The sequence below is a fragment of the Pseudomonas hunanensis genome, from assembly GCF_013393325.1.
In the GTDB taxonomy this organism is placed as follows: Bacteria; Pseudomonadota; Gammaproteobacteria; order Pseudomonadales; family Pseudomonadaceae; genus Aquipseudomonas; species Aquipseudomonas putida_P.
In genome coordinates, this window is the sequence record NZ_QJRC01000095.1 from 464,372 (window position 1) to 484,279 (window position 19,908).

At 52.9% G+C, this 19,908-nt stretch carries 20 protein-coding genes; 6 read left to right on the forward strand and 14 right to left on the reverse strand.

What is annotated here, in order from left to right; all coding sequences use genetic code 11:
• Nucleotides 1-99: 99 nt before the first annotated feature.
• The 9 genes from DM807_RS18885 to dmpE all read right to left on the reverse strand — a co-directional run bounded on the left by DM807_RS18885 (nt 100) and on the right by dmpE (nt 7,827).
• Nucleotides 100-1,590, reverse strand: a complete 1,491-nt coding sequence (locus DM807_RS18885; protein WP_179027714.1) for a 2-hydroxymuconic semialdehyde dehydrogenase — start codon at nt 1,588-1,590, stop codon at nt 100-102.
• Nucleotides 1,583-2,059, reverse strand: coding sequence for a GlcG/HbpS family heme-binding protein (locus tag DM807_RS18890; protein ID WP_159266335.1), 477 nt, complete (start codon nt 2,057-2,059; stop codon nt 1,583-1,585). The genes DM807_RS18885 and DM807_RS18890 overlap by 8 nt, the downstream gene beginning before the upstream one ends.
• Entirely contained in the window at nt 2,056-2,412 is a 357-nt protein-coding gene (locus DM807_RS18895) for a 2Fe-2S iron-sulfur cluster binding domain-containing protein (protein WP_159266336.1), read from the reverse strand. Before DM807_RS18895 ends, DM807_RS18890 begins: the two co-directional genes overlap by 4 nt.
• Nucleotides 2,413-2,702: 290 nt before the next feature.
• A complete protein-coding gene (gene dmpG, locus DM807_RS18900; RefSeq protein WP_179027715.1) occupies nt 2,703-3,800 on the reverse strand; it encodes a 4-hydroxy-2-oxovalerate aldolase in 1,098 nt (365 codons plus the stop codon).
• Nucleotides 3,797-4,714 carry an acetaldehyde dehydrogenase (acetylating) gene (locus DM807_RS18905; RefSeq protein ID WP_159266337.1) on the reverse strand — a complete coding sequence of 306 codons (918 nt, stop codon included), beginning with the start codon at nt 4,712-4,714 and terminating at the stop codon, nt 3,797-3,799. Before DM807_RS18905 ends, dmpG begins: the two co-directional genes overlap by 4 nt.
• Entirely contained in the window at nt 4,711-4,968 is a 258-nt protein-coding gene (locus tag DM807_RS18910; protein WP_159266338.1) for a tautomerase family protein, read from the reverse strand. Before DM807_RS18910 ends, DM807_RS18905 begins: the two co-directional genes overlap by 4 nt.
• 3 nt (nt 4,969-4,971) lie before the next feature.
• Nucleotides 4,972-6,225: an acyl-CoA dehydrogenase family protein gene (locus tag DM807_RS18915; RefSeq protein WP_179027716.1), complete on the reverse strand. Its 1,254-nt coding sequence runs from the start codon at nt 6,223-6,225 to the stop codon at nt 4,972-4,974.
• A 25-nt stretch (nt 6,226-6,250) separates the two neighbouring features.
• The gene (gene dmpH / locus DM807_RS18920) at nt 6,251-7,039 is read right to left on the reverse strand and encodes a 2-oxo-3-hexenedioate decarboxylase (RefSeq protein ID WP_179027717.1); all 789 of its coding nucleotides are present in this window, start codon (nt 7,037-7,039) and stop codon (nt 6,251-6,253) included.
• Entirely contained in the window at nt 7,036-7,827 is a 792-nt protein-coding gene (dmpE, locus tag DM807_RS18925; RefSeq protein WP_179027867.1) for a 2-oxopent-4-enoate hydratase, read from the reverse strand. Before dmpE ends, dmpH begins: the two co-directional genes overlap by 4 nt.
• Before the next feature lie 371 nt (nt 7,828-8,198).
• Here dmpE and DM807_RS28170 point away from each other — a divergent pair, with 371 nt between their 5' ends.
• From DM807_RS28170 to DM807_RS18940, 3 genes are all read left to right on the forward strand, one after another.
• On the forward strand, nt 8,199-8,387 hold the full coding sequence (locus DM807_RS28170) for a tautomerase family protein (protein ID WP_159266341.1): 189 nt from the start codon (nt 8,199-8,201) through the stop codon (nt 8,385-8,387).
• 77 nt (nt 8,388-8,464) lie between these two features.
• The gene (locus tag DM807_RS18935) at nt 8,465-9,622 is read left to right on the forward strand and encodes an OmpP1/FadL family transporter (RefSeq protein ID WP_159266342.1); all 1,158 of its coding nucleotides are present in this window, start codon (nt 8,465-8,467) and stop codon (nt 9,620-9,622) included.
• A 129-nt stretch (nt 9,623-9,751) separates the two neighbouring features.
• Entirely contained in the window at nt 9,752-10,666 is a 915-nt protein-coding gene (locus DM807_RS18940; protein WP_179027718.1) for a LysR family transcriptional regulator, read from the forward strand.
• Nucleotides 10,667-10,783: 117 nt separating this feature from the next.
• Here the strand turns inward: DM807_RS18940 and DM807_RS18945 are convergent, their stop codons facing one another.
• Both DM807_RS18945 and DM807_RS18950 read right to left on the reverse strand, forming a co-directional pair.
• Nucleotides 10,784-12,118, reverse strand: coding sequence for an MFS transporter (locus tag DM807_RS18945; RefSeq protein ID WP_159266344.1), 1,335 nt, complete (start codon nt 12,116-12,118; stop codon nt 10,784-10,786).
• A 362-nt stretch (nt 12,119-12,480) separates the two neighbouring features.
• Nucleotides 12,481-13,524 (reverse strand): AraC family transcriptional regulator, encoded by a 1,044-nt coding sequence (locus DM807_RS18950; protein WP_342356493.1) that lies wholly within the window; start codon nt 13,522-13,524, stop codon nt 12,481-12,483.
• Nucleotides 13,525-13,634: 110 nt separating this feature from the next.
• Here DM807_RS18950 and DM807_RS18955 point away from each other — a divergent pair, with 110 nt between their 5' ends.
• On the forward strand, nt 13,635-14,234 hold the full coding sequence (locus DM807_RS18955; RefSeq protein WP_179027720.1) for an HD domain-containing protein: 600 nt from the start codon (nt 13,635-13,637) through the stop codon (nt 14,232-14,234).
• 75 nt (nt 14,235-14,309) lie between these two features.
• On the opposite strand, the gene DM807_RS18960 is transcribed toward DM807_RS18955, so the two are convergent.
• Nucleotides 14,310-15,557: an OprD family porin gene (locus DM807_RS18960; RefSeq protein ID WP_179027721.1), complete on the reverse strand. Its 1,248-nt coding sequence runs from the start codon at nt 15,555-15,557 to the stop codon at nt 14,310-14,312.
• 580 nt (nt 15,558-16,137) lie between these two features.
• Between DM807_RS18960 and DM807_RS18965 the strand changes: the two genes are divergently transcribed.
• Both DM807_RS18965 and DM807_RS18970 read left to right on the forward strand, forming a co-directional pair.
• On the forward strand, nt 16,138-17,199 hold the full coding sequence (locus DM807_RS18965; RefSeq protein WP_159266348.1) for an AraC family transcriptional regulator: 1,062 nt from the start codon (nt 16,138-16,140) through the stop codon (nt 17,197-17,199).
• A gap of 134 nt (nt 17,200-17,333) precedes the next feature.
• A complete protein-coding gene (locus tag DM807_RS18970) occupies nt 17,334-18,101 on the forward strand; it encodes a class II aldolase/adducin family protein (protein ID WP_179027722.1) in 768 nt (255 codons plus the stop codon).
• Between the two features lie 364 nt (nt 18,102-18,465).
• Here the strand turns inward: DM807_RS18970 and DM807_RS28175 are convergent, their stop codons facing one another.
• The gene (locus tag DM807_RS28175) at nt 18,466-18,600 is read right to left on the reverse strand and encodes an NAD(P)H-dependent oxidoreductase (RefSeq protein WP_425326930.1); all 135 of its coding nucleotides are present in this window, start codon (nt 18,598-18,600) and stop codon (nt 18,466-18,468) included.
• A gap of 397 nt (nt 18,601-18,997) precedes the next feature.
• Nucleotides 18,998-19,897, reverse strand: coding sequence for an alpha/beta hydrolase (locus tag DM807_RS18980; protein WP_159266351.1), 900 nt, complete (start codon nt 19,895-19,897; stop codon nt 18,998-19,000).
• Nucleotides 19,898-19,908: the final 11 nt, after the last annotated feature.

A 19,908-nucleotide genomic window follows, 5' to 3' on the forward strand; every position in this document is an offset into this window, starting at 1 on the left:
TTTTTATTTGAATTCGTAGGAAACACTACGCTTTTCGATGCTATGCGGTCAGAGCTCACCGAAAGCGCAGGCAAGCACTTTCGGTGAACCGTTGTAGCGTCACAGCTTTACGCAAATGTTCCGCAATTCGGTGTAGAACTCCAGCGAGTGCACGCCACCTTCGCGACCGATACCTGATTGTTTCGAGCCACCGAACGGTGTGCGCAGATCGCGCAAGAACCAAGAGTTAACCCACGTGATACCGACATCAATTTTCGCGGCGACGCGGTGAGCTCGCGACAGATCTTTGGTCCATATGGTGGTAGACAACCCGTACTCCGTGGCGTTAGCGCGGCGGATCACTTCCTCCTCGGAATCGAATGGTGCGATGTGACAGCAAGGGCCGAAAATCTCCTCGGTGACGACGGCAGCTGTCTCTGGCAAGCCGGTCCAAATGGTTGGCTCCACCCAGGCACCTTCGGCCAGCTCACCTTCGAGTTTAGGCACTCCACCTCCTGTCACGACAGTGGCCCCTTCCTGGCGAGCTTTCTCGTAATAGGAGAGCACTTTGTTGCGATGCTCCTGGCTAATGAGTGGCCCCAAGGTGGTGGTTTTCGCCTCGGGATGGCCTGGCTTCAAGGTCTCAGCGCGATCTTTCAACGCAGCAACAAAGCGATCGAAAATAGGGCGCTCGACATACAAGCGTTCAGTCCCAAGACAGACCTGACCACAATTGAGGAAGACCGACCTGACGGCGCTATCAACAGCGGCATCAAAGTCGCAATCGGCGAAGATTACTCCCGCATTCTTGCCACCCAACTCGAAGGAAACATCCCTGATCAGGTCGGCACCTGCTTTCATGATCGCTGCGCCGGTGCGGGTCTCACCGGTGAAGGTGATTGCATCCACGCCAGGATGCTGCGTGAGCAGTTCTCCGGCTGAGTCTTTCCCGAAACCGTGAACCACGTTGTACACGCCGTCTGGAATACCAACGGCGCTCATGACCTCGCCCAACAAAGTGGCAGTACCAGGAGTTTCCTCGGACGGCTTGACGATGACAGTGTTGCCGCACGCCAGTGCAGGGGCCACTTTCCAAGTCATCAGCAACAACGGCGCGTTCCAAGGACAGATGACGCCGACCACGCCTTTGGGAACGCGAATCGCGTAGTTGAGAGCCCCTGCGCCATCAGGGGTTGGTGTTTGAAAACTTTCGTTAGGCACATTCTTTACGACGTCCGCGAAGATTTTAAAATTCGCTGCACCGCGGGGAATGAAGGCGTGCTCCATCATTGATTTTGGCTGGCCGGTGTCTGCCATTTCTGCTGCAACGAAATCATCGAATCGGCGATTGATTTCATCCGCCACTTTGTAGAGCAACGCAGAACGTTCCTCCACTGACATCTTGCCCCAAGGGCCTTCCAGAGCGGTACGAGAGGCTTGTACGGCGCGGTCGATCTCTGAACGCCCACCTTCTGCGACATGTCCGACAATACGATTGTCGGCTGGGTTACGCTTCAGGAATGTGCGGTTGTCCGAAGAGTCGCAGAAGCTACCATCGATGAAGTGTCGGAACTGCACAGTCGACGATTGATTTGATGCTGAATTACTCATCTTTATCTGTTCCTTGTAGATTCAAAACGGCCGAGACTGCCACCTTTGCGCAGGCGTCATCCTGCACTTCAGTTCCACCGGATACACCGACAGCGCCTACTAATTCGCCTTGGATAAAAATCGGAAGGCCACCTCGAACGAGGGTAAAGTCAGGGTGAAGAAGCATCGCTTCTCGGACCCTCATATTTTCCAATCCCAAAATGCTTTCAGCGGTTTGAGCATCGAACCCCAAGCCGGCAGCACTGCGTGCTTTACGGCATGCCATTTCACTCGAGACAGAGAAGGAGCCCGGCATTCGCAAGAAGCCCGCCAAAGTGCCGGTGCTGTCGACGACAGCAACGTTTATCTTTATCCCGATCGTTTCAGCGTGCCGAATCGCTGCCTGGATAAGGCATGTTGCTGCCCCGTGAGTGATGACAGCCTGCCTGATAAATAGCGGTTGGCGCGGGACAACCTGGAAGGTGCTCATGCGCGCCGCCTCATGGGTGATACGGGACCGGAATAAACGATGGAAGGGGACGATTTGGGAAGGATCGCAATCAGACGACCGATTGTACGGATCTTCAGGTCGGACTCAGGGTACAGCTGACAAGCCAGTGCGATACCTTGACTCTGTTCCTCGGCATTAACCTGAAAAGCGCTCATCTTGCCGGTCTTGTAATGCCCCGAGAGGACTTGGACTCGACACACACCGCAGCCTCCGCTGCGGCAGCCAACCTGGATGCATTGCCCACCCTGGGATGTCATGGCGAGCAGAACGCTTTGACCTTCTCTACAGATGATGGAACCGCTCGAGCCGTCAACATCAACTTTGAAAACCATGGAGTGCCCTCCGTCTCAGTCGAGTGGCTCGATGAGACCTTATTTATTTTTGTGATGGCTTAACCGTACTCAATATTTACAATACCGTCTAATACCTTTATTTCCGCCCCGCCATACCCAGTCCGCATAGCAGGTAGTTTAGAGGACATTCCGATTCGATTGGCATTATCGCATCGAAGATCCCGAGCAAATTGGAGAACAGAGCGGTCGCTCCACGTGATTGCCGTAAGCGATCTGACAGTGCCAGGCTGCGTATTGAGCAGCCTGGTAAAGGTTCAGCGGGGAGTTGGTTACGTCGGTAGAACGTTCTCTAACGAACCAGCACTGATCAATTCGCCACGACTATTCAAAAGGCCAAGATCCTTCGCCATGGTCATAGCAGTGTCTTCAATCATGTCTTCCTGTCCACCGATCATCTTCTTCCGGCCCAGCTCGACCAAGATGTCACGGGCCGAAACCCCGAAACGCTTGGCGGCGCGCTTGGCTGGCAGAAGGAAGGTGGAGTAGACGCCCGCATAGCCCAACGTCAGAGACTCGCGATCCACTCGTACCAGATGATCCATCAATGGCACGATCACGTCCTCTGCGACGTCCATCAGCTTGAACAGATCTACTCCTGTTTCAATGCCCATGCGGTCGCAGACTGCAGCGAACACTTCCAGCGGAGTGTTGCCGGCACCGGCGCCCAAACCTGCCACAGAACCGTCGATCCGAGAGGCGCCTGCTTCAATCGCTGCGATGGAGTTTGCGATTCCCATGCCCAGGTTATGGTGGCCGTGGAAGCCAATTTCCGTTTCCGGATGAAGGACATCACGAAGCGCTGCAACCCGAGTGCGCACATCCTCTGGGAGCATGTAGCCAGCCGAGTCTGTGACGTAAACCGTTTGTGCGCCATAAGACTCCATCAGCTTGCCTTGTTGAGCCAGGCCAGCGGGGTCGTTCAGGTGTGCCATCATGAGAAAGCCGGTGGTATCCATGCCCAGCTTTCGTGCATAGGCAATGTGCTGTGGCGAAGTATCTGCTTCGGTTGAATGCGTTGCGACGTGCACGCTACGCGCACCACAGTCATATGCGGACTGCAGCTCTTTCATCGTTCCCAAGCCAGGAATAAGCAGCACGGAAACCTTAGCTTGGGTCATTTTGGGAACCACTGCCCGCAGGTATTCCTCATTGCTGGCTAACGCGAACCCATGCTGGAGTGAGTTCCCTCCAAGGCCGCCACCATGAGTTACTTGGATATAGGGAACACCGGCGCCATCCAGCGCCGTGGCAACGCGAACCATCTGCTCCACGGAGATCTGCTCACGCTTGGCATGCATGCCGTCACGAAGACACATGTCGTGCAGAATGACTTTGCGACCTTTCAAGCTCTGACCGTTACTCATCATGCCACCTCTTCAGCTTTCAACTTGATTTGCCCAGACAGGATTTGCTCTGCAAACATCTCAGCGGTTCGAGCTGCAGCAGCGGTCATGATGTCCAGATTGCCAGCGTATTTCGGCAAGTAATCGCCCAAGCCCGCGACTTCCATAAATACGGTCACGCGTTTGCCATCGAACACCGGGCCGTTTACGAGACGGTAACCAGGTACATACTTCTGGACCTGGCTAATCATCTCCAGCACCGAAGCGATGATTGCTTCCTCGTCCGGCTTGTCCTCGGTGAGGCAACTGATGGTGTTGCGCATGATCACCGGTGGATCGGCAGGATTGATGATCGCGAGCGCTTTGCCTCGCTTCGCCCCACCAACGCGAACTAGGGCGTCAGACGTAGTGAAGGTGAACTCGTCGAGGTTCGCTCGGGTGCCGGCACCTACGGAACGAGACGAAAGGCTTGCCACAATTTCAGCGTATTCAACCGATTGAACCCTGGACACTGATCGAATGATTGGGATCGTCGCTTGGCCTGCGCAGGAGATCATGTTGACGTTCATCACCCCTTCGCTTGCCAACGATTCAAGGTTGACGGGTGGAACGCACAACGGACCGATGGCCGCCGGTGTCAGGTCGACCATCAATACGCCGAGTGCATTGAGCTTGCGGGAGTTCTCTGCATGCACGTAGGCCGAGGTGGCGTCGAAGGCGATTTGAATCCCGTCAGCAAGTACGTGGGGGAGAAGACCGTCGACACCTTCATGTGTCACTTTCAGGCCCAGATCGTATGCCCTTGCCAAGCCTTCCGACTCCGGATCAATGCCCACCATCCAAACCGGGTCGAGCAAGTCGCTGCGTTTGAGTTTGTAGATCAGGTCGGTACCGATGTTTCCGGAACCGATGATTGCGCATTTTATTTTTTTACTCATTGCTGATCACCTTTCTCTGCGGCTGTCAGACTTGCGGCTACAGGAGCACCTGAACCCACAGTGCGAGCCATTCTTTCTGCTGCGGTTATGCCGGCCATTGAGAAATGCTCCGGCGTGACGTTGTGAATCAAAATCCGGACTTGGTCTGGACGAACGCCCAAAACATCTACGACCGTGTCGGTTACTGCGCTGAGCAGCTGACGCTTTTGGTCGGGAGTGCGACCTACCATCAGGTGAAATTCGATAATTGGCATGGCTTACCCCGTGATCTCTTTTCCAAAGATGCTGCGGGCGATGACCCACATCTGGACCTCGTTTGCCCCTTCATAGATTTCGGCGATCTTGCAGTCGCGATAGACCTCCTCGACGTGATACCGCGAACCGTCGTGGGCGAGCTCCTTGGTGAACCCGTATCCGCCGAATATCTGGATGCCTTCACGAGCGAACTCACTTGCAAGGTTCGTCGCATACCACTTAGCCATTGCCGCCTCTGGCTCAGGGAACAGCACCCCGTCATCCATACGCAAGGACGCTTTGAGGTAAAGGTTGCGGGCGTTTTCAATACTCATGGCCCGCTCTGCCAAGCGGAACTGCCAGTGCTGCTGAGCCCCTAGCGGCTTACCAAATACACGTCGAGATTTCAGACGATCTACGGAATGATCGAAGACGCTCTGCGCCATCCCAACACCGCTAGCGGCGATACCGATGCGGCCGTAGGTGAGTACTTGCAGAGCGATCTTGAGCCCATCGCCCCGATCGCCTACAACGTTGGAGAGAGGCACGCGCACTTGGTTGAAGACGATATCCGCAGTAAGTTGGCCGTGGTTCCCGAGCTTTTTGTCGGGCGCACCAACTGTCACTCCAGCGGCATCCAGGTCGACGACGACCTCTGTCATCCGCTCCCCATCGCGACAAAGCAGAACAACAAACGATGCGACAGGCGAATTGGTGATCCAGCGCTTATGGCCGTTGATCTCGATATGATCCTCATGGAAGGTCGCATCGGTCACCAAAGCGTCGACAGACAGATCGGTACTCGCAAGTGGCTCACTGGTAGCGAAGCTACCGATTTTTTCTCCAGCGAGCAGCGGAGCCAAGTAGCGTGCCTGAAGTTCCTCACTTGCCCACTCCAAGGCATGCCCAGCCAGAATGCAGTGCACGTCATAAATTGCGGCAACACTGTTGCTGAAATAACTCAGTTCTTCGATAACAATCGCCGTAGCCGTCGCTCGATGCTTCAGGCCTCTGCCTCCTACCTCAGCCGCGAATGGAATCCTGAAAAGTCCAGCATCCGCCATCTGCTTGAACAGCACCCTCGGAAAGGCCTCAACCGACTCCTCTCGATGGCCGATATCCCAAGCCACCGGGGCAACGTGTTTCTCACAAAACGCGCGCACCTCCTCTCGGATGCCCAGCGCTTCAGCAGGGGTCATAAGGTCGTGGTACATCCGCGGTTGCTGGCGTGTAGGGCCGGCCGTCTTTTTAGCTGTATTGTTTTGAATAGCGGTCATGATCAACTCCTCAAAGGCTGGGCATTCAGGCGAAACGGAACGAGATACTTCCCATCTCCTGGAACCGAGCGAGGACGTTGTCGCCTTTCTCAACCGCGATCGCCTCAGTAATCCCGCCAGTCATGACAAAGCTGCCGGCAGGCAGAACTTCATCCCGCGCCGCCAGATGTTGAACAAGCATCACGATCGCGTGGGCTGGATGATCCAGCACTGCAGCACTGGCTCCGACGGCTTGAATGTCGCCGTTCTTTTCGATCACGACCCCAATGGTTCGTAAATCCAGGTCTTTGACATCTCGGGGGCGACCGCCCACTACGAAGCGTGCTGAAGACCCGTTGTCAGCAATGACACTGGTGAGATCGAACTTAAATTTTTCATACCTGGAATCAATGATCTCAACGGCAGGAATGATGAAATCAGTCGCCTCGATTACCTCTTCAATCGTGCAGTCAGGCCCGCGCAGTTCACTGCGCAGCACAAATCCGATTTCGGCTTCGACGCGGGGGTGTACGAGTTCAGAAATCTGGACAACTCCATTTTCCGGACGCGACATGGCGTTGGTCAGTATCCCGAAACTGGGAATATGAACTCCCATTTGCTGCATCTTCGCCTTGGACGTCAGTCCGGCTTTGTAGCCCATCACCCGATCACCGCGTTCAATCCAGCGACGGCGAAGTTCGTCCTGGACCGCGTATGCGTCGGGGATCGTCATGTCGGGATACTGATCGGTCAGCTTGGTGATGGTGTGAGCGCGATCCTGAGCATGGATAACGATGTCTGCGAGCTCAGAAATGACCTGGGATGTCATTTTCATGCCTCACCTCCTGCAAAACGAACCGAACATGAACCCAGTCCCGCGACCTCACAGGTCAGCGTCTGGCCCGCCACGCAAGGCACTAATGAGGACTGTGAGCCCGAAAGGATGACCTCTCCTGCGCGGAACGGGATCCCAAGGGCGCCCAAGGTATTGGCTAGCCACACAACAGCGTTCACCGGGCCGCCTTGTACAGCGGCACCTGCAGCGGTACTGAACAACTCCCCGTCGCGCCTCAAAACCATGCCAGCTACGTTGAGGTCGATTTTCTTGGGAGAGATGCGATTTTTGCCCAGAAGGAAAACGCCACACGAGGCGTTGTCTGCAACCGTGTCGATAATCTTGATGTTCCAGTCAGAGATTCGCGAGTCAACAATCTCGAAGCAGGGGACCACATAATCCGTTGCTCGAAGCACATCGATCGCAGTGATACCGGGGCCGTTCAGATCGTTTTTCAGGACAAACGCGATCTCTGCTTCAGCACGTGGCTGAATGAGCGTGCCAAGCGGAATATCTTCACCCTCCTGATATTCCATCCCGGAAGTAAGCTGGCCGAAGTCAGGCTGATATACACCCAGCAAATCCATGATTGGTTTGCTGGTGACGCCTATTTTCTTCCCTACTATCCGTTCACCTGCTTCGATGCGGCGTGCAACCATGTGACATTGGATCTGGTACGCATCCTCCAAAGTCAAAGGTTCGCGATCCCGAAGCGGTGAGATGGTGCGCCGATCTAGAAGAGCTGAGTAAAGCTCATCTCCATACGCTTTGATGCTGCTGATATTGATGGCCATTTGAACTGACGCCCCTCTTATTTTTTGAGTTCGCACGTAGCGGATCATTCTTGAAGCGGGACCGGGCGCCTTCCGACACTTCAGGTTCGGCAATCGCGCTCAAATAGAACCGTACGATCAATCCGAGGTTAGGCGCCTGAACCCATACCGTCTAATACCTTTAAGGCAGATCACCCATACCGCCTGGGACTGGCAGATATTTTCTAGCCCATACTGATTAGGTATCAATGTGCGACGCCAAAGGCATTTGACGCTATGGCTCGAGCCTGACTAGGATCTTCTGTGCGAGTAATAAAATCAGAGAAGGGACGATACTTGTTCCTTAGTCAGAGAACTTAAATCAGCCCTTACATGCAGAGAGAGATATGCCAATAATTACGATAAACATCATCGAAGGAGAGACCAGCATCGAAGAGAAAAAGCTAATGATGCTGGAAATTACGAATGCGATTGTGTCAGTAACATCCTATGAACCTCAGGATATTCGCATCATAATTCACGAGCTGGAAAATAACCATTACGCGGTAGCTGGAAAAGCCAGCGGAGATCACTAGAGGTTACATAATTTCACCTCTGGCAAATAGATAAAAGCTTTGCATTATCCATATAAAAATAACAACAGGTACTACTGATGAAGACGAAAACTATCCTTGCTGCTTCTCTCACTCCAGTTTTATTCCTCTGCTCCCAACCTTCGCACGCGAACGTGGGTACTCACCTCGTGGGCTATGGCGCAAAAGCTCAGTCCATGGGCGGCGCATCAGTCGCCCTGCCGCAAGATGCAATCGCTGCTGCCAACAACCCTGCCGGTATGGCTTGGGTAGGCAATCGCTTCGATGCAGATGTTCAAATGCTCTATGCGACCTCCGATACTGACTTCGGATCAAGTTCTAACCAGCATGACAGCAGCATTTTTCTGGCCATTCCCGAGTTCGGAGTGAATTTTCAAGTCACTCCCAAGGTGACATTTGGCGTTTCCACGTATGCGAGTGGCGTGGGTTTTAGATACGAGGACCCTCTCGTTCCGGTGCCCGGTTTTCGTCGTACTCGAGGCACGCTGAAGCAATTCGAGGTACTGCCGACCGCGACTTACACGTTCGACAATGGACTCTCGCTTGGCCTGTCGCTCGTTTATGCAGTTCAAGAGTTCGAGGCCCAAGGGCTGCCCGGCGGATTTCCTGGAGGGCAAAACCCATACCACGGAAAAGAGTATTCCCATGGCACGAGTTGGAGGGCCGGTGCCCTATGGAAAATCAATGACCAATGGGCGATAGGTGCCAGCTACGCCCCTAAGATCGAAATGAGTAAGCTGTCGGGCTACAAAGACGACCTTCTATCTCAATGGGGCGGCTCTGCAGACAGTCCCGAGCAGTACGCTGTCGGCGCGTCGTATAAGCTGTCCGATCGATGGACGATGGCTTTGGACCTCCAATACATAGATTGGGACGAAGCTAAGGCTTTCGCGCAGGGCTTCGGATGGCGTTCACAGACCGTCGTCAAAGCGGGAGCGGCCTACGAAATTAACGACGATTGGACCGTCAGAGGGGGCGTCAGTCATGCACGCCTTCACACGACCGAAAATCACGCCGCCGAAAACGCGATCCTGGGTGGTCTCAATACTACAGCAGTCACAACCGGCGTAACCCGTAGGCTGACACAAAACTCCGAGTTGAACCTGACGTTCGAATATGACTTTGGTCCCAAGGTAAATGGTAAAGGCCCTAGCGAAGGGTTTGATACCGAATCTGACTTCTACACCGTTACGGTCGGATACGGCTGGAAGTTCTAGGGGTCCACAATGATCAGCCAGGTGCCTTACCCGAGGTAAGCTGGCTGATCACGCGTCCCTATCGGCTTGGCAAATTGTGAGTCCGGAGGACTTGGGGTATAACGGGCTTACAAGACAAGCGAGGCGAGCATGAATGTAAATGCTGTGGAGTTACGCCATCTCCGGTATTTCGTAGCGGTGGCCCAGAATGGCGGCCTGACCTCGGCTGCGGAATCTTTAAACATCACTCAACCCCCTCTCACACGGCAGATTCGGCAGCTTGAAGATCTTCTTGAAACCAAGCTTTTCGTCCGTCAATCTCGTGGCATGGAGCTGACTGACGCGGGTAAATCACTTCTGGAGGATGCTCGCAATATCCTGGCTCTCACGGAGCAGGCGTTGGAGCGAAGCCGGCTAGCAGGCCAGGGAAAACTTGGACAGCTTGATGTGGGGGTCTTTGGTTCGGTGATGTTGGATATTGTGCCTAGGATCATACAACGCTTCAGGCAATTGCACCCGGAAGTCGAAGTCGTTTTGCACAACCTAGATCGGGCGGGCCAAATCAAAGCGCTTGAGGAGCGGCGTCTTACGGTAGGGTTCAATCGTTTCTTCAAGGAAGAGCCTGGCCTTTCCTGGGAGGTTCTTTTGACTGAGAACCTCCATCTGGCTGTGCACGAATCTCATCCGTTCGCTACACGTGATGATGTCAATTTCTCGGAGATTGATGGTCAGCAGTTGATAATGTATCCCCGTAGTCCGAGGCCCGGATTCATTGATCATCTCCTGAGCATGTTTCATGACCAAAATGTCCATCCTAAGATTGCCCAGGAAGTAGATGATGTTGTGACGGCGGTCTCCCTCGTGTCAGCTGGGGTTGGGTTGAGCTTCGTCGTAGACTCATCATGTAATCTTCACCTTCCTGGCGTCGTTTACCTTCCGGTCAAAGATCAGGACCGCGCTACTTTTGATCTTTGCATGATCAGACGCAGTCATGATGACTCTAGGCTGCTGGAAGGTTTTTTGACGGTGGCCCGTGAGTATGCTGCCAGTAAGCGCAAACATTAATTTGAACAGGCTTGGTTTTGTGAAGTATTACCAAGCGCACCATGCTGCCCACCGTACATGACGTCCTCAATGACTGGAGATATTGAGTCCAGGCAGCATGGTCCTCCTATCTACAATTCACTCAGCCAGGGGTTGTAGCTTGATTGCTTTCTGGGCGGAGGAATATAAGGCGTAGATCATCAGCGCTGACGCTAAAATTGGCATTCCTAGCAAAAGAAAATACTCCCCTCGTGACCATCCGGCATCAATCAATACACCGGCTACAAACGGTCCCGAGAAGGCACCAATTCGTCCGACCCCCATTGCCAAACCGGTTCCAGTACTTCTCAGTGCAGGGGGAAACACAAGCGGCACGATGACATAAAGTGTCGTGACGGTCGAATAAAGAAAGAACCCCAACACCAGCGCAACAGGAATTAACAAGTAGTGATTGTATTCCATGTTGCTAAATACCTGCATCATGACGAACAATCCGATCAGTGCGAGGGCGGCGAGTCGATGAGTGCCTACCTTTGTAGCGTACAAACCATACACCAGACAGCCGACCATTCCACCCAAGCTCAATAACATCGAACCAGAAATCCCACCGGAAATGCTCAGCCCTGCGTCCGACAAGATTTTTGGAATCCAACTTGAAACAAAATAAAACGTCATCAGAATGCAAAAATTAAGTGCGCAGACTAAGAGTAGCCTTGTACGTAAACCTTCACTAAACAAGCCAACCAACGGCAAACTTCCTGATGCAAGCTCAGATCGCGCAGGCAACTCGGCCATTGGTTGCACATCTAGCCGAGCCAATGTCGTATTGAGTTTTTGCAAAGCGGCAGATGGCTGTTTTTCAATTAGAAAATCCAAAGACTCGGGAAATATTTTCCACGCCGCAGGAAGTAAAAGCGCCCCCAGAACACCACCGAAGATAAAAGGCGCCTGCCAGCCATAAGCGTGAATCAACGCAACCGACAGTAACCCACCCAGCGTTGCGCCAAGTGGCACACCCACTGACATCCCAGCGTTGCAGAGGCTCCGACGGTTGTCATTGGAAAACTCAGTGATCACAATATTGACTGTCGTCAACATTGCGCCGACACCAATACCCGTCAGTAGGCGGGCAATGAACATCGTGGTAAAACTGCCAGTAAAGGCAGATGCAAACATGGCGATAGTGAGCAATAGAAGGCAACCTAGAACCACTGGACGCCGACCAAACCTGTCACCTAGCGGAGCGATAAAGAAAGCACCGCAGGCCATACCAATCAACCCTGCACTAAACAAGCCTCCTAACGCAGTTGCACTGAGTTGCCAGCTCTTAGCAAGCGCCGGCGCGACGAAGGCCATAACCAGAACGTCGAACCCGTCTAGCGCAGCTAATAGTACACAGAACAGCACCAGAGACAGTTGGAACCGGCTCATTTTATTGAGCCTGACAGAGACGCGTGGATCTGTAGTATTCAATCGATTTCTCCTTTCTTATTATAAATGCCCACCCAAAGTCTGAGCAGCACAAATCTAACGCTCGCACCAGCCTCGACTAGGGGCCTACTAAACCAGTGAACACCGTCCTGGAGCCAATCAAAGTGGCTTCAGCCTGATAGCATTGAACATTGCACGCCCAACTTTATTGTTTTTGTTAAAATTACCGCCATGTTGTAACCAGCGCGGCCCTCCAAGGATACTATTGCATACGTGGATCACTGCATAATCACCAGACTAATGGATACAATGCATCGTATGCATGGCCTGCGGGAGCGTCGATGTAAAGCGAACTGGGCACGGAAGGCAACCGTGCAAGAGCCACTCGCAGGCAGTTACCAGTATTAACAACCGCAAACGTTCTCATGGTCCTGATTGAGTAAATTCCTGTATCTTCCAGGTGAAATGTCAAACCATCGCCGAAATGCTCTATTAAAACTGGTGGCATCGCTAAAACCTAGCCGTTCTGCAATCTCTACCAGCGGCACATCTGACTGGGCCATGTACTCAAGTGCAAGCTCCCGACGCGTGCAATCGAGCAGGGCATGAAAGCTCACCCCTTCATTCAAAAGCCGACGCTGCAACGTTCGTCCCGAAACGCATAATTCACTAGCGACCCGCTGTCTTGTCGCATCAGCTTCAGAAAGGAGTTTTCGCAGGACTCGTCGCACCTGATAGGTTACCCGTGAGCCGGATAGGCCCCGTAAGTAGTCATCCGCTAATGCGTCATTGCACCTAGCGATCTCAGGGTTCGCCGAACGAAGTGGCTTTTCGACATCCTCACGCTTGAAAATCAGCGCGTAATCAGACGCATTGAAATACAGCGGCGATCGAAACATCGCTCGGTATGAACCGATATCTGCCGGGCGAGGCCCCACCATCAGGACTTTTACCGGACACAGTGTCTGTCCTGACAGGGCCCGAGCTATAGACAGAACCCCCGCTAAGGGCGCCTCGATACTATGACGAGTAACCGGTAGCCGGTCTCCCTGCATCCCCAGGATCAAAGCCTCGCCTTCCGTTAGTGACACCAGGCTCAATTCCGCTCCTTCAGACATGACTCGTTGATACCGAACCAACCTCTCGAAGCCCTGACGCAATGTATCACTCGTCATCATCGCCAACCCTACGACGTGAAATGACCTAGGCCCTACAGCTCTGCCCAAGGCAAGGCCCACTGATGGATCACCGCTTACCTCGACCGCTTTCCTCCAAAGTCGAGTCAGTGTGTCTTGCGTCAACCGTGCTTGGGGGTCATCGAGTGCGCTGTACTCGACACCTAGCTCTGCAAGCAGCGAAATGCAGTCCAAGCCAAAATTTTCGAGCAATCTGACAACTTCTAGAGCCCAGCTTGCAGATGTTGTCCGTGCGTACATGACAGCCTCCATTTCGGGTTGAGTGTGTTCGCAAGATTACGAATTTGTCCATAAATGCCAAAGCTACGGACGCGAGAACGTTTAAATTTGATCGCTCTCGTTTCTGCTGACTGAGGATAATCATGAGCCAACTCGCAACGTTTACCCATTTAAAAGACGGCAATGAAAGTTACTGGGCTATTATTGCAGCTGATCTCGCTACGTTCGCCCAAGGTCTGCCATCTCGTATCATGGCCCATATGCGATTGCTGGAAGGTGATTTCGGCGGCTTTCCGGTTGACCGTATGACCCACTCGCTGCAGACAGCCACTCGCGCATACCGAGATGGCCGCGATGAGGAGTATGTAATATGTGCCTTGCTGCATGATATAGGCGATACACTGGGCACATTTAACCACCCTGATATAGCTGCGGCTATTCTTCAGCCATTTATCTGTAGTGAGAATCTATGGATGATTCAGAATCACGGAATTTTTCAAGGTTATTATTTCTTCCATTTTCTGGGTATGGAACGTCATCTTAGGGAGAAATTTAGAGAGCACCCGCAGTATCAATATACGATCGACTTTTGCGCAAAATATGACGCCCCCAGTTTTGACCCAGACTACGATCACCTCCCGCTTGATTTTTTTGAACCCATGCTGAAGCGGCTATTTGCCAAGCCGAAACACTCGATTTACAAGAGGGCCATCGCCCCCAGGCAATCCGATGCCGCCGTGTAGGGTTTGATACTCGTTGATATTGCTGCCCTGCATCATATGCAGGGCTTCTGCTGACTGCCCACGATGGCTAAGGGGTTACCACAAGGCCACGCTGTAACCGATGATAATCCGATTCTCATCAATAGCTGTGGAGAGACCATTTCCCGATCGCAGCGATGCATTTCTCAGCCTGATGTTTAGGCCTTTAAACGTTCCACTTTGCACTGTGTAGATGAGATCGGAGTCACGTTCCCACTGCGTACCCCCTTTCACCGATGCGGTCTCGATGTGCTTTACGTCGAAATAACGTGTCATGAATGTCAAACCGGGTATTCCCTGAGCGACGAAATTGTAGTCGTAGCGCACCTGCCACAAATCAGTGTTGGCACGGGTGAATACGTCGATGGTACCGAGATTCACCGAATATGGGTCCAGCCCAGGATAGGCGAAGTCTCCCTCCCCGCTCAGCGTCTGAAACCCTAGTGACAGGCGATGGGCTTTGAACCCGACAGCCACCATGCCATTCAAGAATCTGTTGTCAATGGCCCCCCCATCCACTCTTGTCGGTCCACGTAGTTTCTTGCTCCCAGCCCCTGTAGTTTCAAATAAGCGTAGATCCGTTTTGATACTCAAAGCCGAAGCGGGTTGATAATTATGAACAAAGCCAAAATAGTTTTGCCGGTAAATATCCTTCATCTCGGCGTAATAGTAGGATGCGGACAAGCTCTCGGTTAGCGCGTAGCTGCCGCCCGCCAGATCCAAATGACTGCTGTTAACGCCACCATAGCTCATCTCGTCATTGCTCGAGGAATCACGATAATTCTGCTTTTCCAAGCGTGCCGCATTGAAGGTCAATCCATCAATTTCCTGGGAGGAAACCGATGTACCTGTAAATGTTGAGGGAAGTAGGCGTACATCATTATAGGACGCTACGGGCAATTGAGGCATCAAGGTCCCGGCCTTGAGCACCGTTTTGGACAATTTCAGTTTTGCACTCAAACCAAGCTCACTGTAATCATCTACCGGCTCTCCATCATGGTCGAATGGCAAGAGTCCCGTTCCACGCCGAGCGCGGCTCGAATCAAGCTTGACTCCCAACATGCCTATCGCATCCAGCCCTAGTCCGACCACGCCGGGTGTAAACCCAGACTCTATCTTGAAGATAAAGCCTTGAGCCCACTCATCGGCTTTGCTCTGCTGTGCGCCGGATTGTCTAAAGTCTCGATTCATATAAAAATTTCGAAACTCAAGCGAGCCTGAGCTGTCATCAAGCCAGTCCGCACGCACTTCAAAGGGAAAAACAACACTGCCGGCACTCATGCAGATGACAACAGGGATAGACATAGCACGCACGTTAAAACCCTCAAATTATTATTTTTGTTCTACAAACAGCTTTAATTGAAACATACGAACAACGATGCGCAGGCATCGATTAGGCGTATTCGAGCCGGGCCATAATCTCTAGCCACAGCCGCTCAGGTGGCGCGAACCTCATAATTTTGCCTGGCATCCAACACACACGGGGCATGCGCTGCGCGGATTAATCGCACACTGACAAATGCGCTGGATTCGATTTGCAGTAAGTAATTGGCGACTTCACATTCAAGGGAGGGAGCATGAGGAATAGGGACAGGAATAACATAGAGGCAATCACTCATTTTTTATTATTGTGATTTAAATTGTTTTCATATTAACCCTGACATCACGCGAATCTCTATGCCGTATTGCACATACGCCCCATGAACGACGCTCATGGCAAATTCGCTCGCCAAACCATGAGAATGACGTTTTGCCTTCATGGCAGTCCGGCACCACTCAAGGTGCCACCTCGCTAGAGGTCTAGCTTGGTGGCTGCTTGAGAATCATTGGCATAAGGGCCAGTTACGGAGCCTGCAAGCCTTTGGCGACCCTTGAGGTATGAACAATGGTTAGATTGCGTCCGGCCATCCTTGGCCATAATACCCAGCCTGCTCAGGGCGAGAATCATCACCTGCAGGGCGCGCTCATCCACACGCTAAAAGTGCAAGCCCGTGCGGCAATTGCGTCGTGGTCAAACTCCCATAGCAGCGCAGATTTGAAAGAGGCGTCACAGTGCCTTGAAAACGTGTACAGCGGTAACGTCATCACCGTAGAGAAAGACCGTGCCACCTTCGACATGCACCTGCACAGCTGCAAATTCAATAGTCTGGAACTGGCAAGCCTTAGTTTTGGCACAGAGGTGGATCTCCAACAGTCACCAACAGGAACGCTACTTATTAGCACCCAGTTGCAGGGCTGGGCACAGACCCGTAACCATAAAGGTGCGAGCGCCGGCGGTGCGGGCTTAGTCATGTTTGACGGCAGTCATTGCAGCGCAAGTAAGCAGTTCAGCGAGGACAGCTGGAGAGTCCACGTCCGTATTCCCAAGGATTTGCTCAGGTCCAAGCATCTGGAGGTATATGGGCATGACCATGCCTCGCCCCTCGATTTCAATCCTGCCCTGGCGTGCGGTGAAGCACAGATCAGATGGCTAGGCTTGCTGAACGTCCTTCTCTGCAACGCGACTTCACCGTCTCAGGCTGCAAATCACGGTACCGCCCATTGCATCAGCGAATTAGTACTTATGTTTGCACTGGAGGAGTACTACAAGTCCGCGCGATTCATAACGACTCGCCACCAATCTGTGTTGCCCAAACAGGTAAAAATAGCATTGGCCTTCATTCACGAGCAGCGCCAACGTGCTCTGACACTGGGAGAAATCGCGCGCGCTGCCAATACGAGTGTACGCGCCCTATGCGATAGCTTCGCAAAATCACACCAGACCACCCCAATGCGTTATTTGCGAGAGCTCCGACTGCAAGATGCTCGCGAACTTTTGAGAGAATCACCACCCGGCACGCTTATCGCCGATATTGCCGAGCGCTGTGGGTTCACTCATCTAGGGCGCTTCAGTGCAGCCTATAGAAACCGATTCTCCGAGCTACCCTCTGAAACCTTACGCCGCTGACAGGAGTTTCCAGCCGGATGTGGATATTTAGCGCTTAATTCGGCTACCGCTGAACCTTTTGAGCTCGCTAACCTGCAACCTGCAAATGTCGCCTCATCAATCTCTACCATCCACTTTTTGCAAGGAGACTCGCCTTGTCCACCGCACACTATTTCAACCGCCCTCTTAAATACAGCGAGCTCGAATGGCAAGCCAGGGTCAAACTCGCAGCATGCTACAGAATCTTTGATTACTTGGGCTGGTCGGAGTCCATCTATAATCACATTTCTTTACGTGTCCCAGGGCCGGACGCGCACTTTTTAATCAACCCCTTCGGCCTGCATTACAGTGAAGTCCGCGCTTCAAACCTGATAAAAGTCGACGTCAATGGGGCCCTTGTTGAAGCATCCGACTGGCCGATCAATCCGGCAGGCTTCACTTTCCACGGGGCAATTCACCAACATGTCCCTACTGGGCATTGTGTAATGCATATGCATACTACCCCTACCCTCGCGGTTTGCAGCCTGGAGGGAGGGCTCAGCTACAGCAACTTCTACGCCGCGATGTTGCACGGACGCGTGGCCTATCATGAGTTTGAAGGCATAACCGTCCATGCGGATGAAGGTTTGCGAATTGTTCAAAGCGCAGGACACAAGCCGATCTTGCTCCTGAAAAATCATGGCCCGGTCGTCATCGGCCATACGCTAGCCGAAGCTTTTTCGCTCATGTGGCTGGTACAGCGAGCTTGTGAAGTTCAACTAGCCACTATGAGCATGGGCATCCCGATCAATATACCGCAACCTGTACTTGAGAGCTGCGTTCGCGAAAACCTGAGCATTCATCCGAAATACGGTGCAGGGGAAGACGTTTTCGCCGCCATGACGCGCCTGATCGACAGAGTTGATATAAGCTACCGGTATTGATACCGTGACCACACGAAACTCTGGGTTATTAAATTCAACCAAAAGCGTTGTGATCCATGATCGAAGGACTTGCTAGCGCAGTTGCAGCCGCTCGTTGTAATGCGCAAGGTCTGGCATAGGTAGCGCTTGGCGAGTGGACAGGTTCACTAGGCAGGCCTGCCACTCGGCCTAAACCTCGCTGCGTACGCTGCTATCCAAGTATGGAATATGGAAGTTGAAAAATTTTTCAAGCACGTCAACCCCAGCGTAGCCTAAGGGGCCTTTGAGAAAAGGCGTCAGAATAGTTTCCAGGGTATCCGAACATCGCTTCCCGGCCACCAGTCTGGCACAGACCAGCGCTTGCTTTCCCTCCATGCCGCCGTGATTAAAAATCCGTCGAAGCCCATAGAAAAGCCTCGATAGGAAGACCTTTTCGCCCCCCCTTAATCATCGCAGGCATTGAGAACCAATAGATGGGGGAGTTCAGGACCAACAGGTCAGACCTCCGTAACTTTTCCACCTCAGCTCAAATGTCCTCCCGGATCTAACCATTCTGATAGGGGTGGCCTTGCTCAATTGCGTATACTAAATAGTCTCGACCAGCACGCTTCTGAAAATCCGATTTTGCTCGCGACAGGGTTGAAATTGATCGCGTAAGGATCCGTGGTCTCAACCACATGTACTCGATAAGCGGTGAAGAGGTCTTCGACCATCTCCCAATCTGCTTCGGAAAGCTCGTGTCGCTTGCACGATCAGACGCACTTATGACAACTCACGTTTGCTCGAAGGCTCTTTGCAGAGTGCGCGGGAGCATGCGGCTAGCAAGAAGGCCTAAGTTTCGGCCTGAAATAGACCTTCTGCATAAAACCACCAGCAGCTGTTCAGGTCATGAACAGCGACCGGCCTAATTGATGGCTTCAGTGAGACTGGAGATGCTGTTTCAAGAATTCACCAGCCTGAGCCAGAGCCTCTCGCCCCTCCCGTAGCCTTGGAGCAAAAGCGTGCCAGACGTGGAACATGTCTGGCCAAACCTCCAGACGGGTCATCACATTATTTGAAATGGCATGATTGGCCAAGCGGAGCGCATCGTCCAGGAGAATCTCTGCAGAACCGACCTGAATCATCAACGGTGGAAACTCCTGCAAGTCCCCCGTCAGTACGACGCTGGCCTCGTCGGAAGCATTGCCCGCTCCAAAGTAAGCCTGGGCGCATCCGGTGAGTTTGGCCGCAGACAGGAATACGTCATCATCGGCCTTACTGTAGAGCGAGCCCCCTGAAAGGGTTAGATCAACCCAAGGCGAGAGCGCCAAGATGGCGCCAGGGAGACTCACGTTTTGGGCCTTAGCCTCAAGCAGGCTGCTTAGAATAAGTTGCGCGCCCGCAGAGTCACCAGCCAGAGCAATTTTTTGGGGAGGTATCCCCGCTGCCAGTAACGCCTTGTAGGCCCGAAGGACGTCATCTCGTCCGGCAGGGAATGGATACTCGGGTGCGAGACGATAATCCAGAACAAAAACCTGGGCATCTGCGTGAAGCGCAAGTGAGCCAGCAAGGCCTTTGAAACCTGCTGCACTGCCAACCATGAAACCACCGCCATGGACGTACAGTATCGTGTTACCCACCGTCGGGCAGTTGGCAGTGGCACCACGAAGTGCTGGCACCCCTCCCAGTTCAAGCGACTCAAACCTGAGACTCGCATGCGGCTGAAACATTGCACACAGTTGATCATACCCTTTCCGCGCCTCTTGAAGAGACCCTGGAGGGGTTGATTTGCGAGCATTCAGGAGCGCATGGATCTCATTAAGCTCAGCTGATTTCATAAGAAACTCCG